Here is an 18,355-nt window from a genome sequence, read left to right as displayed (position 1 = left end):
TGCGCTGGCCTTCTCGCCGATGCCCCAGCTGTGAGCCGCCTGCGACACAGAATCGGCACCGGGCTGGACAGTTGCACGGCCTAACGCACCGTTCGGGTCGGACTCGGGCGTGCGGGTCGCGGCTCGACGGCGTGCGGGGCCCACGGCACGAGCGGCAGGCGCTGCGTGGGATTCAAGTCGTCAGTTGGCGTCGTTGAAGTACCGCGGCTCCCGGTCCAACACGTGGTGGAACTGGCCGTGATCGCACCGCGTACGACTCGGCGGGCTGTGAGCGGCGCCTGCGACCACCGTGCCCGCCCAGGCGCTATTGGCGTCAGGCCCAATGGGCACCGCTGTGGACAACAGAGGCGCTTGTGAATAACTCGGGGTCGACGTCACCGCCACAGCCTCGGCCGTTCGGCGGCACACATCCAGTGCTGTGGACACGGAACTGTCGTAGGACGGCGCCATACTCGTATAGCTGGGGCCGTCACAGATCTCGGGAGGACGGACGAGTCACCTGGGCCGGGTTCGGCCAGGAATTCGGATCTCATGAAGCGTCAAGCAGAAACGGTGGGAGCTGTTGTGATCATGGGAGGTGCTACGACGCCGCCCCGGCTCGCGCAGATAATCGTGTCCGCGTTGAAAGAGCTGAGTAGCTACAACGGGCATCACGAGTTCGAGCACCTTTGCCGGGAGCTGACCAGACGCAGGATCGCGAGCAACGTGCTGCCCGCCACGGGTCCGGTATCCGCGGGCGGCGATCAAGGCCGTGACTTCGAATCGTTCCGCACGTTCCTGCGCGATGAACTGCCCAATTCGTCGGCCTTCGTAGCTCTGGCCTCGTCGAACGCCATCGTTTGCGCGTGCACTCTGCAGCGACATGGGCTAGCCGCCAAGATCCGCGAAGACGTCGAGAAAATCTGCAGCGCCGGCGGGCGGGTCGACCACATCGTCGCCTTCACGGCGGACAGCCTGCCCGTTGGAATCCGTCATGACCTCCAGGAAATGGCCCGAACCACTTACAACGTGGAGCTCGACATCTGGGACTGTCACGCGATTGCCAGCAACCTGGCAGATCCAGATCTGCACTGGATCGCAGAGGAATACCTGCGCCTTCCCGCAAGCCTGCTGCTTGAGTCTTCATCCGACCACGCACAGGAGCGGAAGGGCCTCCTGCGCGCCGCGTACGACCCCGAACCCGCCAGACCGACAGACCTTCAGCTACTGGCGCCGAAGTTCGGAATTGTCCCCTTTGTCGATCGTGGAGGCATTCTCGAAGACCTTTGCGGCTGGAGCAGAGGCACAGACCCGCTTGCGGTCGCTGTCGTGATCGGCCACGCCGGCAGTGGAAAGACCCGACTCGCCGCCGAGGTCTGCCGGCAACTTGAAAGCGCCGGATGGGACGCGGGATGGGCGACAGACCTGACCAAGGTGGCCGCGCAACACATCCGCCGCCCGACGTTGCTTGCGTTGGACTACGGGGACCAGACGGACGGCGACTCGATTGCCGCGCTGTTGGCTCGGCTCGCCGATCGCCCCGACGGTGCACAGGTCCGGATCCTGCTGACCGCGCGCCATTGTGGACGATGGTGGGAATGGCTCCGTCCGGCAATCGCCGGCTACTGCCGCGGCGGCGAGGCATATGTCGTCGACCTTGGCGACAAACCACTCAGCGCGAACGAACGGTCCGAACACGCACACGCCGCCGCACGGGCGTTCGCAAAGCGGCTGGGTAAGACAACACCGGCACAGGTCGATCTTGTGGCCGAGGACTTCGACAGTCCCCTGCTCATTCACATGGCGGTCCTGCTGGCGGTGCACGGTGAGAGAATGACCAGCGCGCCCGGCGGCCAGCGGCGACGCCTGCTCAATGCGCTGCTTGGACGCGAACGACGACGGTGGAACGAACGCCTGGCCGCGCACCGGCTAGACGGCAGCGACGGCCTGCACCCCGACCATGTCCAACGGCTGGTGTTGCTCGGCACGCTTGCGCAGCCCACGCCAGCCGATGGCCTGGACCTGTTAGAGGCGTTGCCCGAACTGGCCGGCCCAGCACGCATGCACCAGCGGGACAAGGCCATGCGCTGGCTACACGATCTGTTTCCGGGCGAACACTGCGGCCTTACACCGGATCTGCTGGCCGGACATCTCATGAGGGAAGCCACCGAAGGCACAAACGACGGAGACCTGCAGCAAGTCGCGACCGCTGTCCTGGCACACCCGGCGTTTCCCCAGCATCGTGCCGCGGAGCTTCTCAATGCCGTTCGCCTCGCCGCGGAAGAGCACGCGGGCCCTCGTAAGGTTTTGCGCGACGTTCTCGCTACCTACCTTTCCCCGCTCACACAACTCGCCGTCAATAACCGTGACGCTGCGCTCGCAGGGTCGCTCAATGCCGCATTGATCCTCTGCGAGGTACACGGCATGGCCGGGGCTGAGCTGGTTGGTGTGGCCGGCGAGGCACTACAACACGTCAGGGAATTCAGTCCGCTGTCAAACGCCCTCGCCGCCACGATGAACCAGCTGTACCTGAACGGACTGCGCCGGCTGATCGACGACCCGGGGCGCGACGCGGAGCAGAGAGATCTCTTTCGTGGTGTCGCGGCCCACATGCTCTGCAACCTCGGATCCCTGCTCATGGAGGCCGACAGGGCGACTGAGGCGTTGCCATACCTGCAAGAGGCGGTTGAGATTCGTCGCCAGCTCGGCCATCTGAACGAGGACGCGAACCGCGCAGATCTCGCCAGCCTGCTCGTCGATCTCGGCACGGCGCTCGCGGCGACCGAGCGAGACGACGCGGCCCTCGACGCCGTTCGAGAGGCAGTCGAGACGTTTCGAAGCCTAAGCGCCGACGGCTCAGAGGACCACCTGCGGGGGCTGGCCGCCAGCCTCACCAACCTTTCCGGCCAACTGACACACCTCGGGCAGGCCGCTGCAGCCCTCCCGGCCGCCGAGGAATCGGTTGACGTCATCGAGGTCGTCGTACAGATCAGCGCGACCCCGAGACGTCACCAGCGCGACGTCGCGGCCGGGCAGTTCAACCTTGCCCTCTGCCTTGATGCGCTTGGTCGCGGTGAGGAAGCGTTGCCGCGCGCTGCCAACGCATTGGCCGTATATCGGGACCTGGCGACAGGCGATCCTGAGCAATACCTTCCCTATGTTGCTACTGCGCTCAGCCGGTACGGGCAGCTGTTGACTCAAGCCGGTGCGCAAGAGCAAGCCATCCAGCTCACGCAGGAGGCGCTCGCCATCCGACGGAAACTAACCGAAGGGGATCAGGCACGACATCTACCTCGGCTGGGCGACGAGCTGCTCGATGCGCACTCTGCCCTGCTCGCCGACGGCAACCATCGCGAGGCGCTGCAACACGTCGAAGAAGCCGTCGACATCTACCGGAACCTGTCTGCCGCGGAACCGGTTCGATACCTGCATGACTTTGGCGTTGCACTTGTCGGTCTGGCGACATGCTGGGCCGCGATCGAGCGCAGTGACCGCGCCGTGGCCCCAGCCCGCGAGGCGGTCGCCGTGCACCGCCGCGTCTGCGCGGCGGACCCCGGCCGACACGAGGGCGCCCTCGCAACGGCGCTCACGAACTTTGCCGCCATCTGTTCGCAGGCGGGACGTGCACTTCAAGGTATCCAAGCCGCCGAAGAAGCGGCGGACATCATCCGTACCCTGGCCTCGCGCGACCCGGCTACACACGAGCCCGCGCTTGCGACTTTATTGATCAACCTGTGCGGCCACTGGTTGCAGCTGGGACAACCACAGGCCGGAATGTCAGCCGCGACCGAGGCAGTCGAAACATGTCGTCGACTAGCCGCCGTTGCCCCTCGCCGGCACCTTGCCGACTTGGCTGCCGCGCTCGGCAACCTGGGCAGGGCGCAAACGCAGCTCGGAAACCGCGCCGCAGCTCTCTCGTCACTTCAGGAGTCAGTGCAGATCTATCGAGCTCTTGCGACCGATGGTGCGGATCACCACCGACTCAGCCTCGCAATCAGTCTTCGGAACATGGCTACCGCGCTGTCGGGCGCGGGTGAGCACGAGGCTGCCTTGGCGGCGGCTCGTGAGACTGTCGTGATCTACCGCCACTTCGTGGACCGCGACTCCGGACTGCGTCTGTCCGATCTGGCCGAAAGCCTGGCCGAGGTTGGTCACCTGGCGCTGCACGCTGGCCAACCCGGAGAAGCGCTCGGCGAGGTAGCCGAGGCTGTAGCGGCCAACCGACGCCTTGCCGCGATCGACCCTGAGGCACATCTGCCCCACCTTGCTAGGTGCTTGCGCCACCAGGGCGAACTGCATGCACTGCTCGGCCAGCGCACATCCGCGCTCGCTGCGGCGATCGAGGTCGTCGACACCCTACGCAAGATCAGAAAGCCAGACACGAACGACCGATGGCGGCTCGCTGATGCGTTGGAGACTCTCGCCGCTCGCCTCACCGACGATGGCGAACCCGAGGCTGCCGCCGCCCGACAGCGTGAAGCAATCCTCGAATATACGACCATCGTCCCTGCGGATGCACCACCGGAATCCCGCCGACTGCTCGCCGACGCGCTGGACCGATACGCACACATCCTGCGCGGCCTCGGACGCTCCAGTCCTGCGGAACTGGCAGGTCGGCTCGCCGCGCAGCACCGCGCCGCCATTGAGCAGGAGTTGACCCCAGGACAAAGCCAAGCCTGACTACATGTAGAACGCGTAGCGGGTAGCGATCTGCGCGTCGGCCGGCACTTGCTTGAGGATCGCGCCGACCCGATGCGCGGTCCGCAGAGTCAACGGGTCCCGTTCGTCGAGTTGGGCGTTGTTCCAGTTCATCTTGGACAGGGCGAGGACGTCGATCGCCGCGGTGTCCAGGTCGGTGCCGGTACCCGCGGGTCGCACCAGCAGCGGTTGCGGAACGTACATGCCGGGGTAGGTCCGGAAGTACGGGATCGATCCGCGCGTGTACAGCAGGAGGCTGCGTTCGTCGAGCCGCACCGATGTGCCGCGCAGCGGTGGCAGTTGACCGGTGCGGAACAGGTGCGGCGCGGCGCGGCGCTGGATCCACAGCAGTTCCAGGAAATCGATCTCCCGGTCGTCCGCGGCGCCCTGGAATCCCGCCGTCTCCGGCCTGCTGAACATGGAGGTCTTGTGCAAGACCACACGCGCCGGTTGATGGCCGTGCGTGTGCCGATACTCGGCCAGGGCGTCGATGAGCAGCTTGCGCGCGTCGGCTTCGGTGAGATGGGGTTGCAGGTCCGCCTTAGATATCTTCGCGGTACCGCCGCGCACGACAACACCGTCGCCACGTTCGTTGAACACCTGAGCGACGGCAGTATGCAGTTCCGCGCCGTCTCGCGTCCGGTAGAAGCTGATGCCCACGTAGCAGCTGGCCAGGTCGGCGCTGTGCCGCGGCATCCGCCACGGCGTGCCGCCAGCCTTGTAGTACAGAGCGGTGTGAAGGTTCCACGCCCGGGTCGCCTCATCCTGCAGCGGGCGGGGGCGTTGGCTGCCCTTGGTAGTGCCCTCCCACGTGTCCCGGCGCATCAGTTGCAGCGGGCAGGGCAGGCTGAGCGCTGCGGCCTTGAGCAGATCGTGGAAGTCACGGCCGATCTGCCCGCTGTCGTCGGGTTCAGTCTCGCCGTTCTCACCGATGCCAGGGGCCGACGTGTCGTCGTGGTCATGCAGTTCGTCCGGTCGGGCGCAGATGATCACGCGGCAGCGTCCGGTCTCCGCGAGGGACCGTGCGGCGTCGGTGTAGAGACCGGTAGCTTCCGCGATGGCGGACGCGACGTCCGCCCTGGCCAGCCGTCGCAGTTGCCGGTCGGGGATCTCGCGGACCAGGGCGTCGTCGAAGACGAGCTCGGCGCCGAAGCTCGACTCCGTGCTGAACCCCGGAAACGGCAGGTGCAGGTTCTCCTGGCCGGGCTTGGCCTGCAAGGCATCGATCGGCGACCGGCAGCGTTGCAGCCACCGCCGCATCCCGTCGATCGCATCTGGTGGTCCGACTAGCCCGACCGGGATGCCACGCGGGGCGGTAGGCGCATCCGCATCGGCGGGACCGTACACCGCAATGCCATAGCGCGGGTCGATGTGCCGGTTGCCGGCCCGGAACTCCAGCTCGGGCTCGTGCAGCACACGGGCCTTCACGCGGTCACATCCCACAGCCCGGCGACGAGGTTGCCGGTGCCGGGATCGGCCGGGACCGGGTCTGGCGGCGGAATCCACGCCGCTTCGTCGATGGCCGCGTCCGCCTCTATGGTCAGCAAGTCACCGAAGATGATCCGTTCGTCCCGGCTGGCGAACAGGGTGTCCTCTCCCTGCAGGTAGTCCGCCCAGGCCCGGACGAGCTGGTAGACCGCGCTGTTGCGCTCCAGCCGTTTGATCTTCTTGACGTACTCGGCGTCGTACAGCGAGTCCCGCCGGCCATCGATTGTGAAGTGGTAGGTCGGATTGATCTCCAGGTACCACCGGCCCGACCAGCGCCGGAAGTACAGCCCTGCGGCGTAGTGCCGACAGTATTTGACCTTGGTGGTGTCGTCTTTGCCGTAGTACGGGTTGAAGAACCGGCGACCCTTACTGCCGCGGTAGCGTCCCTTGACTTTCCGGCTGGAAAGGTCGGGCGGCGCCTGGTAGTAGACGATCTTCTTCTTCGGGTGCCAGACGAGGGCCGGATGGTGGGCGGAGCGCAGCGTGAAGTTGAGCAGGGATACGAAACGTCGCTGTACGTCGTCGTCTTCGGTGTCCGCCCACTGCGATGTCGGCGACGACGTGACAGGTCCGTCACACAACACGGCGAGCGGGCCGTCGTCCAACGAACGGAAGGAGTAGATCCGACCGGACGAGAGGATGAAGCCGCTCTCGAAGGCCCCATTGGATCCCATCCGCTCCCACGCGTCCGCACGGTCACGGCACGGCGTGGACGCCGAGTAGATGGCTGGACCGAACCCCTCGATCCGCAGCAGGTTGGACACCAACCGTTCGCTGCCCTCCAGTCGGGGTAGCGGCTGTCCCACCGGCACACCGAGGGTCGACAGCGCGCTGAACGCCGCTGGGTCGAAGCGGTCCAGATCCTTGTCGAAGTCACTACCCGCCGCTGCCGGCGGGCCGGCTCGGCGAACCAGGTGTCGACGCGTTTCCACCAGGCAAGCTGGTGTCGCAGATCGACGCAGATCAGCACCACCGGCCGGCCGTAGCGCATCCAGTAGTCGATGCGGTCGCCGTCGCAGCGGAACCGGAAACCGTCCGCGGTTTCGCCGGGGAATCCGACCTCAGTGCCTTTGACCTGGGCAGCGACGGAAAAGCCGCTGACCTGCCGCTCGGCATCGACGAACTCGATGTGACCGTCGATGCCGAAGTCGCGCTGAGTGGTGTTCCAGACGTGGCCCGCGTCCGACACGGCCTTGTCGACGAAGGCCTCGGCCCGGAAGCCAGCCCGCTGCTGAACGCTTCGCCTCGGCATCGTCAGGCACACCGCCGATCGACGTGGACGCGATCCGTTCGGCGCTGTCGGCGACTACCGCGGCCAGCTGGCTTCTGCTTGCGGGCCGATGCGGCTTCCACAACGACTCCATGGCAGCACGCGTGGCATCCCCGCCCGCCTGCGATCACGCGTCTCACGTTCGCTCCCGTTCCCCGACACTGTGTCGTTGGATCAGCGTAGGACCACCCTCTGACAATTTCCGGCGGCCACGGCGCGGCGGCGTGTAATGCGGACATGCGGCCCTACCTGACCGAGCGCCGCATCGCCAGAGCCGAGGTCGTCAACGAAGTGTCTGATTGCCCTACTGCACCCGGCGAGCCTCCGCCAGCGAACCGCAGCGATAGCACGAATGTACGATGGCGGCCAGACGATGTCGAACACCTACTGCTCGCCGCGCCGAAGATGGGATCCAACGGCCGCCGGCGCGTTGCCGCCGCCGGGCCAAATCGTCCTGATTCGGCACCCGTCAACGGCTGGCCGAGCTGTGACTGTCGGCATTGGCATCGATGCGCTGGCGGGAGTGGACCGCGGCCGGCCGGCCACTCACTGCGGAGTGCGGTACAGCGGTGTCGAGTCTGGCTAGCTGAGCGGCGGTATGTTGCGGCTGGTCCGCGCCATGTTCCGGTCGGTTCACGTCCGCCGCTGTCGGCCGGTCTTGCGGATGCCGAGCGTTGGCAATCGCAGCGTCGATCTCGTCCCAGGAAACGCCGTACGGGCGCTGCTCAGTTCGTCCGGGGCGGTACTCCGGGTCGATGAGTCGTCCCCGCTGGGCAAGTTGCTCGGCGGCGTCGAAGTCGCCCGATTTGAACGCGGTGAGGGCGTCGGCCGCGACCTGTCCCGCTTCGTGGTGACGGTCCGCCCGAGCTTGCTCTCGATCGGCGGTCGAGCGTTCGAGCACGTCCGGGGTCGCGTCGATCACGGCGCTGACGGCCGTCCATACGGCGTTGAGGCTGTGCCGGTCCACGAGGTCGCGGAGATGACCTTCACTGACGTAGCGGGCTGTTGAGGATACTCCGGTCTGTAGCGGTCCGAGGGCATAGAAGCCGGCATAGTCGTCGACCGCGTTGCGGATGACTGCCTGCTCGACCGCAGTAAAGCCGCTGAGTGGCGAGTGAGCTGGTTCGCCGCTATTGCCCGCGGCTGTGGCGGCGAAGGTCACGGTGTCGCTGGGCTGCTCGCCGATTGGCGGCTCGACGTGATGCGGCTGCATGTCGCCCGCTGCGGGCGTCCGGTGCGGCGGCGGTGCCGCTGCGAGCAGGAGCGCTCGTTGCGTGCGGTCGGCGATCACGGCGCCGTTGGTGAGGTAGGTTCGGCCGTCCAGGCCGATCCGGTCGACCGTGACTGTGTAGCCGCGGTGCTGGATCTGGTCGCCTGGATTGAGGTGCGCCAGCCATACTCGAGAGCCGACCTTGCCGGCGTTGGTGCTTTCCGGGCGCTGATCGAGGCTGATCGCGCGTAGCAGCGCGTTTGCTGCGTCGACGTGGTCGGCGGTGACGCCTCGGATGGTGGTGCCGTACGTCGTCCGGTTGCGCGGAATGGTCTTCGTCGCACCGCTGGTGGCGATTTCTTCAAGGTCGGCGCGGATCGCGTTCTGGTGCACGTCGTCCAGCGCGTGGAACTGGGCTGCGGACAGTGCTCCGTACAAGCCGACTCGGACGTGGTCCTTCTGCAGCGACCCGACACCCGCCGCTGCGATGGCGTCCTGCTGCGCGTTGGTGTGCTGGCCCCCTCCGCCGAACCACCGGTGTGTGAGCAACAGGGCCGCCGACTGTTCCCGTGGGCTGCCAGACGCAGCCACGTGTTCGAGGTCGGCGCGGAGGGCAGCTTGGATGGTCGCCGGCAGACCGGCAACCTCGGCCGTCGGCAGTTGAATGTAGGCGCTGAACCGGTGGGCCGCGGTGCTGTAGCCGGTGCCCGCTTTAGCAACTTCGCTTGCCACATACTGCTGGGTGGGCGTCAAAGCGCTTTCACCGGGGGGAAGCCGAGCCGGCTCGACCGGCTCAAGGGCTAGGGCCGGAACGTCAACTACCCCACGATTGCCGATGTGGTCGCGGTCACCGTCCGGCAGGCGCTCATCCGTGCCTGTGTTCGGTGCGGCCTGCTGCGATGGGCTTCGCGGCTCGACCTGCGGCGCTGGCATGTCTACGTCACGTTGCTGAGGTCCTGCCGCTTGATCAGGCGTCGGAACACGCTCTGCGTTCGCGGCGCGCATCGGTGTCGGTCTCGCTTGCAGGGTTTCTAGCTCGGTGATCCAGCCGAGGGAGCCGAGCTCCAACTGTCGGCGGGCTCGGGTCACGGTGACGTAGGCGAGGCGGAGTTGTTCGGCATTGGGCAGCGAGGTCTTGCCGGTCTGCTGGTTGGTTTGGGGCTGGGGGAAGTCGCTGGCTATGCGCACCCTGTCCCACTCGCGGCCTTTGGCTTTGTGCGCGGTGGACACGATGACGTCGTACGCGGGTTTCCCGTCCGTCCCGGTCTCGTTTTCGTTGATGAGGTCGCGGACCATTTGGAGCAGGGGCTCGGCGCCGCGGCGGTCGACCAGGGTGACGAATGCGCGGAGCGAGGCGGCGTCGGTCTCCGCGTCGTCGACGTAGGCGCGAACTTCGTTCCAGGACGTGAATCGCGCCAGTTCCGTGTGTGCAGTGGGCCGCCCGGCCTGGAGGTCCTGGGCGGCCTTGGCGATGTCTTCGATGGCTTTGCCGCCGCCGACCAGGGCGACGCGCCGGCCGGCGTCGAAGGCGTCGGCGACTGCGGCGACTGCGCCCGCGTTGGTGCGGGCGAGTACGGCGTCGGGGAGCGCGATGTCGCCGATGCTGCTGTCCAGGGCTGGGTTGCCGCTCAGCCGCCAGCGAGAGCCGAGCAAGGTCAGGAACTGGTTGCCGACCTCGGCGACGGCCGGGCCGAACCGCCAGGACTGCGTCAGTGGCAGTTCGGTGTCGGCCGGCCAGTCGTGCAGGGCATCGACAGCGCCTCGGAAGCCGTAGATGGCTTGGTTGGAGTCGCCGACCACGATGGTCTGCGCGGGCTGGTCCTGGATGAGTCTGCGCAGCACCGGGTTGATGTCCTGGGCCTCATCGAAGAAGATCACGTCGTAGGGCATGACTGGGTGGGTCAAGGCCCACGCTTTGAGGTAGTCGTCGTGGTCGAAGAACAGCTTGCCGGTGGGATGGACGAGGTCGGCCCAGGCGGCGCGAGCGTGTTCGAGCACGACGCGGGCCAGGTCGGGTTGGTCAGTCGCAAGGTCGCCGGGGAGATGCTGCGCGGCGATGGTGTCGGCGTCGCTCTGTCTGAACTCTTGGACGGTGGCGACCACCAGGCGGGCCACCCGGTCAGCGTCCACAACGCCGCTGCCGTCGGCCTGCACGTGCGGATCGATGTTGAGGTGAGCGGCCCATTCCTCGGGCCAGCGGGCACCGGTGCGGATCCGCTTCTCGCGCAGGGGGCCGCTGCCGAGCGCCTCCCTGGCGAATGAGTGGGCGGTGGCGGCCCGGACGTGCCGGGGGAACTTTGCCGCGGCTTCGGCCGCGATCGGTGCGTTGAACGCGATGTAAGCGATCCGGGCGTCTGGTCGGGCGTTCGCGAGCATGAGCAGCGTCGAGGTCTTGCCGGTGCCAGCGAGGGCCTGCACCGCGACGGCATGTCCGGCCTGGAACGCTTCGATGATGCGTTGCTGCTGCGCGGTGGGGGTCATCGCGGTGGCCGTCGGCCGGGTGTGGCCGTCGGAGCGGTCTTGCGCCGCCAGCCAGCGGCGGATGTCGCCGAGTGCGGCGTTGCGGTCGGCGGGCCGGCCGTTGTAGTGCCATTCGCGCGTGGCCGAGTGCCATCGGAAGCGGTGCTGTTTGAGCAGACCTCGGAGTCCGTCTTCGCGTCGGCCGCCGGTGGTGCCTCGCACGACGGGCTTCGGATCGTCGCTGACCTGGATCCGCTCGGCCCACGACGGGCCGGCCACCACGATGTCCCCTGTGATGGTTGGCTCGGCGGCAGCTGCGGTCAGGTCCTTGACCGCGGCCGCCGTGGCGCCCGGCGAAGCCGTGGTTGTTGTGCTGCCAGAGCCAGGTTCGGCCGCGACGATGTGACCGCTGGCGCCCGGTAGCGCGGTCGCGGTGCGGGCGGTGTCCGGAGGCGGTCCGCTCGGCGGCTGCGGTGGGGCCTGGCTTGGGGCGGCTCCGGCTGACGCTGGTGAGTCTGCTCGGCGGCCGGTCGCGGAGGCCGCGAGCGGCAAGGTCGCTTCCGGGCCGTTGTTCGCTGCTCGCGGCGTTGTTCCCGGTTCCGGTGGCCGAGCGTCGGTGAGCTCGGGATTGCCGGCCGGCGGGACGGGCGTGACCGGTCGGGTTTCGGGTTGCGGCGACGTTGGCGGTGTCTGGGTGGTTGGCTCGTCGGGCAGCGGGGTCGCCTGGCGCGGTGCGCGGGGGCCAGGTAGGTGCGCGTCGCTGGCCTGGACCGGCGTCCAGTGGAGGTCGCGTTCGATGATGGTCAGGCCGTGGTTGATCGCCTCCAGTTCGGGCAGGTTGACGTAGCCCCATTCGGCGTCGGTCGGGTCGCCGAGGTTGATGTAGCCGAAGCCTTCACCGGTGCTGGGGTCGTATTCGGCGAGCCAGACGTCGGTGGCGCCACCGAAGTAGTGCAGGTGCAGCATCGTCCGCTCAGGCGAGATGCCGTCAGTGCCGTACAGCCGGGGTATGGCCGCGGCGATCTCGGCTGGTGGGTAGAACGGATGTCCGCGTCGCTGCCGGTGCAGCTCCGGCAAGCCTGCCGCGGGTGCCGCCGGCTGCTCCGTCGGTGCCGGTACGCCTTCCGGACCGACGTTGACGTCTGCGCGGCCGGAGGGTGCCGGGTGGTCGGCTTCGGGTGAGCGGCGGGCGTCGGCGGTGTGGGATCCGCGCAGACTGCTGCGGTCGTCGGCTGCGTCGCTGGCGTCGTCGATCGGCGCGGCGGGGCTGTCGGGGACGGCTGCGTCGACGATGCGGAGCTTCCGGTGCAGGGTGGCGAGCTTGGCGGCATGCTGGTCAAGGTCGGCCTGCTGCGGGAACGGCTTGCCGATGCGGTCGGTGGCACGTTCGATGTTGGTCTGGAGCCGGTCGATGGTCGCCTGTTGACGCGCCCGGAGGTCGTCGGCGCCGGCGAGTTTGTTCTCCAGCTGCCGAATGAGTCCGACGCGGTCCTGCCCTTCGCTGGCGGCAAGGGTGTCGAGGTTGTGTTGGCTCAGTTCGATGGTGCTGTCGGCGATCCCGTCAAGGCTGAGCAGGGCGCGATGGCCGAGCAGGTCTGGCTCGATGTCGGCGTGTACCGCGATGCCGCCGAGCACGCCAAGGTTCAGGCGGCTGCGTCCGTAGGCGGTGTGCACGCTGCGGTGCAGGCGCTCCACCAGTGCGGCGCCGGCGACGGAGCGGCTGTCGAACGTGGCACCGTCGAGGGTCATCGTGAACTGTTCGCCGCGGGTGTCGGTCCGTCGGGCGAGGACGTCGTCCAGGTCGGCGACGGCCCGGTGCAGCTCGGTGATGCTGCGCCGGTTCTGTTCGACGGTGGCCTTGAGTGTGACCTGCTCATCGGCCCAGATCCGCTGTTCGAGGCGGAGTGCACCGACGGTCTCCTCGATGCGGTGCAGCTCCAGCAGTTCGGGCCGGCCGGCCGCGACGGCGAACATGACCGCTGGGTCGATCTGGCCGTCGCCGTCGCCGTCGTGGGCGTCGATGATGCGGGTGGTGTCGTTCGGGTCGAGCATCTGTTTGGTGAAGCGGGCCTTGTCGTCGACCTTCTGCCAGAGGAACGGGTCGTAGGAGTTCTCGGTGACCACGAACACGTGGTGGATGGCGGGGTTGGCGTTGCCTTGGCGCTGGCCGCGGCCAAGGCTTTGCACGACGGGGCTGAGTTTCCACGTCGGGTCGAGCTGGAGCACGCTGATGACGCGGCGTTGGATGTTGCGTCCGGTGCCGAGCCCGGCTCGGCTGCCGATCAGGACTGCGATCTTGCCGTCGCGGGCGTCCTGGTCGAGCTGGTCCTTCTGCCGCCGGCTGGTGGCGTCCTGGGCGAAGCGGATCGTGTCGGCGGGCATGCCGCGGGCGACCAACGCGTCGCGGAGCCCGTCGTAGACGTTCCACCGTCCGTCGCGTGGGACGCCAAGGTCGCAGAACACCAGCTGCAGGGAGCCGCGGATCGGCTCTTCGGTGCCGTCGGGGCGGGTGTAGACGTCGTCCCGGTGCCGCTGCCAGGTGTCGATGAGCCAGTCCGCGGCGGCGTCGAGTTTCTGCGGTGCGTCGGTGTGCTCGCCGATGAGCCGCAGGTCGAGCGACGCGGTCCGCCCGTCGGTGGAGATCCACAGGATGTTGTCGTCGCGGAGCGCTCCCCCGGTGGTCAGCCGCTGGTCCGGGTGCCCGCCGGTGACCGCCTTGGCGCGTGCTGCCAGCGAGACGAGGTGCCGTTGCAGTTCGGCCGAGGCCGGCACGGACAGGATCTCCGGCTTGCCGCCGATGATCACTGGCTCGCCGAGGTCGAGATGTTCCTTGAGTTTGACGTCGGCCCACGAGTACATCAGCTGCTTCTGCTCCGGCAGGTTGACGAAGCGGGTGTGCCGGGTCCGTGAGGTGAATCCCGAGCCGTCCGGGCGCATCTCGACCCGTCGGCGCGGTTGGATGAACGCGGCGTGGTACTGGTCGTCGTCGACGATGCCCATCTCGGCCAGCAGTTCGGGCGCAGCGTACTTGGTCATCGTCAGGATCTCCGACGGACTGTTGTCGATCGGGGTCGCGGTCGCCAGGGTGACCACGCGCGGGCTGATGGTGCGCAGGTACTCCAGCTTCATGTCCAGGTCCGCGGTGATCTGGTTGCCGCGGTGCGCCAGCTCGTTGATCGCCGAGATCACCCGGAGGTTCTTGTAGGTGTGCGCTTCGTCGATGAACAGGTAGCCGATGCCGGTGCGCTCGAACTCCACACCCGGGTCGCTCGGTGTGGCGAGCTGCTCTTTGATCTGTTCTTGCAGCGTCTGGATCTGCTTCTCGACGTCCTTGACGGAGAACCGGTCCGCGTCGACCGCGTTCTCCAGGTGGCTCTTGAGCCGGTCGAGCTGCTTGTTCAGGTAGGCAACCTTGTTCGCGCGGGAGACCGGGATCTTCTTGAACGCGCCGTGGCTGATGATGATCGCGTCCCAGGCGCCGGTGGAGCAGCGTGCGACGAACTGGCGTCGCTTGTCGCCTTCGAGGTCCTCGGTGTCCGCGGCGAGCACCTTGGCCCGCGGATACGCCTGGAGGAACTCGCGGCGGAACTGTCCAAGCACACCTTTCGGCACGACGTAGGCCGGCTTGCTGACGAGCCCGAGCCGGACCAGCTCCATGCCACCGACGATCATCTCCAGGGTCTTGCCGGCTCCGGTGCCGTGGAACAGCCCGACGCCGCGCGAGTTGCGGATGCGCGCCACCGCGGCCATCTGATGCGGGCGCAGCGTGAACGCCGCGGACATGCCTGGAGCGGTGATGTGCTCGCCGTCGTAGGTCCGCACGACCCGCGCGTTGAACCGGTCGTTGTAGGTGCGCGCCAGCTCGGCGGATCGGTCCGGGTCCTCCCACAGCCACGCCCGGAACCTGCCGTCGAGCTGCTCGGCTTTCGCCTGCGCCATCGCGGTCGCTTCCAGGTCACGGACGGTGCGCTTGTCCGTGCCCGTGCCGATCGTCTTGGTGATCTCGATGCTCTGGCTGTTCAGGAGGTTCGCGGCGAGGTCGGTCGCGGTCCGGCTGCGGGTGCCCCACACGGTGGTCGCCAGGACGCCCGTCTTGGCGGCGCCGCTGACTGACCATGCGGCGCCGACGTTGGTGACGGTCACCCCCGGGTCATCGAGGATCTCGCGCAGGAACTGCTGAACGTGGCTGGCGGCGATCCACGGCGAGCCGAGCCGGGCGCTGATCTCGGCCGGCGTGAGGTCACGCGGGAGTACCTGCTGCAGTGCCGCGACGTTGCCAGCGAACCGGTCGTCGGTCGCAGCCGCCTGCTGCGCGGCGGTGAACTTGGCGCGGACGTTGCCCGACAGGTACTCGGCCTTGCGGATCAGCGCACCGGACTGCGGGTCTTCGAACACCAGCCCGCCCAGGGCAGCGCGGGCCGCCGCTTCGGAGTCCACGCCGAGCAGCGAGGCAACGACGTCGAGCCGGACCTCATTGTGCCGGTCCCAGCACACCACGACAGCGTCATCGGCCGACTGGACCCGCTCGACCGGGGTCGGCACGGTAATGACCCGCTGCCGGAACACTTCGGCCTTCTCTGCGGTGCCTGTGTCGTCGTCGAACTTCTCCAACGCCGCGACGTACGGGAAGAACGGGTCGTCGCGGAACCCGCCCATCCGCGGGTAGGTCCGCCGTTCGGTCTCGACGAGTTCGCCGGTCTCCTTGTCCACCTTGGTGCTGGCGGAGGACTGGAACCGGTTGATGGCGCCGAACGCGGCGGCGTATGCGTCGTACTGCTGGTTCAGGTCGGCTCGCAGCTGTTGGGTTTGCGGGGTGTCGGCGCGTTGGGCGGCTTCCTCGTCGAGCAGCCCGAGGATCGTCTCCCGCAGACCGATCAGGGCGCGCAATTCGGCGACCTGGGTCCGCGGCGGTTCGTGGCGGGCCCGCCGGCCGTCGCGAACCTGCCAGAACCGCCCGTCCCCGGCGTCGATGAACAGGCCCTCCTGGTCGGGGGTCGGACCGCGCAGCACCACCGCCGGAGCTGCCGGTTCGGCCGCCGTGATCTGCTGGAAGGCACGCGCCAGCGCGGCGGCGACGTCGGTGTCGCCGGGCTCGACGACGACGGTCGGGCGGGCACGTCCGGTGCCGGTGAGCTGCCGCCCGAGCACGAGCTCCGGCCGGTCGAGGAAGTAGCCGTTGATGTCGAACGTCTCGGCCTGCACGCCTTCGGCCGCGGCGGGCAGCTCGACGGACCGCACGGCCGTCCATGCCGGCCCGGACGGCGGCTGGCCGGCTTCGCGGCGTCGGAACACCAACAGGTCGGTGACGACGTCGGTGCCGGCCGCGGCCTGGTGCGCGCCGCTGGGCAGCCGGACCGCACCGACCAGGTCGGCCAGCGCCGCCATCCGGTGACGGGCCTCCTGATGCGCATCGTCGCGGCCGTCCATGGTGTATCGGGAGGTGATCAGCGCGACGAGCCCGCCGGGGCGGGTGGCGGCCAGAGCCTTGAGGATGAAGTGGTTGTGGATGCTGTGGCGGCGGCGTGGATTGTGCGTGGGGTCGTGCAGCTTGTGGCTGCCGAACGGCACGTTCCCGATCACCAGATCGAGCCCGGGATCGGGCAGCTGCGTGTCGGCGAACGACTCGGAGCGGATGTCGGCGTGCGGGAACCGAGCCTGTGCGATCCGGGCGGTCACCGGGTCGACCTCCACGCCCAGCAGCCGGGTACCGGCCGGGGCACCAGCCAGGAAGTTGCCGCTGCCGCAGCCGGGCTCCAGGACCGAGCCGCCGTCGAAGCCAAGCGTGCCGAGCGCGGCCCACACCACCGCCGCGAGGCGCGGGTCGGTGTAGTGGGCATTCAGCGTCGTGGCACGAGCGGCTCGGTACGCGTCATCACCGAGCAGTTGCTGCAGCTCGGCACGTTCGGCGGCGAACCGCGCGGCTTCGCGGGGTCGTTCGTCGAACAGCCCCGGCGTGGCGCCCCACCCGGACCACCGCGCCAGCGTTGCCTGCTCCTCGCTCGTTGCCGGGCGCTGTTCGGCCTCGATGCCGTGCACCAGGACCCGCAGGGCATCGAGATTGGCCCGCACCCGCGCCGCTTCACCCGACGGTGGCAACACCGCACCGGCAGCGACACTGCCGTTCGCGGTGCTCGTTTCGGAGATGCCCGCGTCGGCGTCGGCTTCGCTGCCGGCGTTGACGACCGGCGCCGCCACCGGAGCGGGCGCGACAACCGGTCCCGGCGCGGCCGGGGCGAGCCTCGTCGGCGCAGACGATGGCCGGGACAGGATCTCGAGCGGCAGCATGTCGTCAGAGACCGCGAGCGGAACCGCTACCGCGGGTGTGGCAGGCGCGGGTTCGGAGAGCGGGGGCCGGTCGATGACCGTGAAGTGGGCGCCGGCCGCAGGCACGCCCACTGTCACAACGCGATACCGGTTGGGCTGGCCATCCGGGTCGCTCACCTGCACGGCCACGTGTGCCACATCGCTGCGCTGCATGCCGTGGCTCGGTGTCCACCACCGGTCGTACGTACCGGTCACGGTTGCCTCGGCGCCGTCAACGACGCCGGTGATCATGCCGTAGGCGCCCCGGCGTACCGACCGCAACGGCGTCGGCCCCGTGGTCGTGGCGCCGTCCCAGCGGTCTTCGATGACGGCCTGGTCGATCAGGGGCTGCCGAAGCAGCGGGTCGACTCGGCCACGCCATACGTCGTCGCCGAACAGGTAGGTAGCGATCGACTCGATCTCGCGGAACTCGCGGCCGACGCCGGGGATCGTCCACCGAGTCCGACCCTGCGCATCGAGGTCTTCGTGCAGCCTCAGGCCGACTTCGGCAAGGGCGGCGCTGACCTGCTCAACGACCGGCATCTGCCGCCATGGTGCGGCAGTTCCAGCCGGCGCATCCGCTGGTGGCGTCACGACCGTGAGATCCGCACCCGTAGGGACGGCGACGGCGACGCCGTCCAATGCTTCGGGACGGGTGGCAACGGTCACGACCAGGCACGGCTCCGGCGTCCAGCCCTGATACCCAGCGACCGCCCGATGGGTCGCCACGACGTAGCCGGTCAGCCGGGCGTTGCGGCCGTCGGGCAATTGCCCGGACACGATGCCGTACGTGCCGTAGGCAACCTCGGCGGAAGGGACAGTGCCCAGCTCAGCATCCGCAATGGCAGCGTGCGCCAACAGGGGTTGCAGCAGCTTCTCGAACAGCCGGTCGCGCGTCGGGCCGCCGGGCATTGCTTCCGCCGAGGGGGCGGGCGCAGGGCCTGGCG

Annotated in this window: 4 protein-coding genes and 1 pseudogene; 1 reads left to right on the top strand and 4 read right to left on the bottom strand. The window is 68.3% G+C overall.

The features are described 5' to 3' along the window. Positions 1–552: 552 nt before the first annotated feature. A complete protein-coding gene (locus ABT369_RS26670) occupies positions 553–4,659 on the top strand; it encodes a tetratricopeptide repeat protein (protein WP_350615888.1) in 4,107 nt (1,368 codons plus the stop codon). Here the strand turns inward: ABT369_RS26670 and ABT369_RS26665 are convergent, their stop codons facing one another. From ABT369_RS26665 to ABT369_RS26650, 4 genes and pseudogenes are all read right to left on the bottom strand, one after another. Beyond that, the gene (locus ABT369_RS26665; protein WP_350615886.1) at positions 4,660–6,105 is read right to left on the bottom strand and encodes an argonaute/piwi family protein; all 1,446 of its coding nucleotides are present in this window, start codon (positions 6,103–6,105) and stop codon (positions 4,660–4,662) included. Beyond that, positions 6,102–7,097 carry a hypothetical protein gene (locus tag ABT369_RS26660; protein ID WP_350615884.1) on the bottom strand — a complete coding sequence of 332 codons (996 nt, stop codon included), beginning with the start codon at positions 7,095–7,097 and terminating at the stop codon, positions 6,102–6,104. Before ABT369_RS26660 ends, ABT369_RS26665 begins: the two co-directional genes overlap by 4 nt. 17 nt (positions 7,098–7,114) lie before the next feature. After that, a pseudogene (locus ABT369_RS26655) lies at positions 7,115–7,417 on the bottom strand (DUF4365 domain-containing protein); the annotation flags it as partial. A 487-nt stretch (positions 7,418–7,904) separates the two neighbouring features. After that, positions 7,905–18,320 carry a helicase-like domain-containing protein gene (locus ABT369_RS26650; RefSeq protein ID WP_350615883.1) on the bottom strand — a complete coding sequence of 3,472 codons (10,416 nt, stop codon included), beginning with the start codon at positions 18,318–18,320 and terminating at the stop codon, positions 7,905–7,907. Positions 18,321–18,355 lie beyond the last annotated feature (35 nt).

This window comes from Dactylosporangium sp. NPDC000244, assembly GCF_040300725.1.
In the GTDB taxonomy this organism is placed as follows: Bacteria; Actinomycetota; Actinomycetes; order Mycobacteriales; family Micromonosporaceae; genus Dactylosporangium.
Note: the sequence above shows the minus strand (reverse complement) of the source record. Positions and strands in the feature narration are given on the sequence as shown.

Bases quoted from the DNA above. Each gene is read 5' to 3' on its own strand.
- ABT369_RS26650 (WP_350615883.1), bottom strand. From the start codon at position 18,320: ATGCCCGGCGGCCCGACGCGCGACCGGCTGTTCGAGAAGCTGCTGCAA.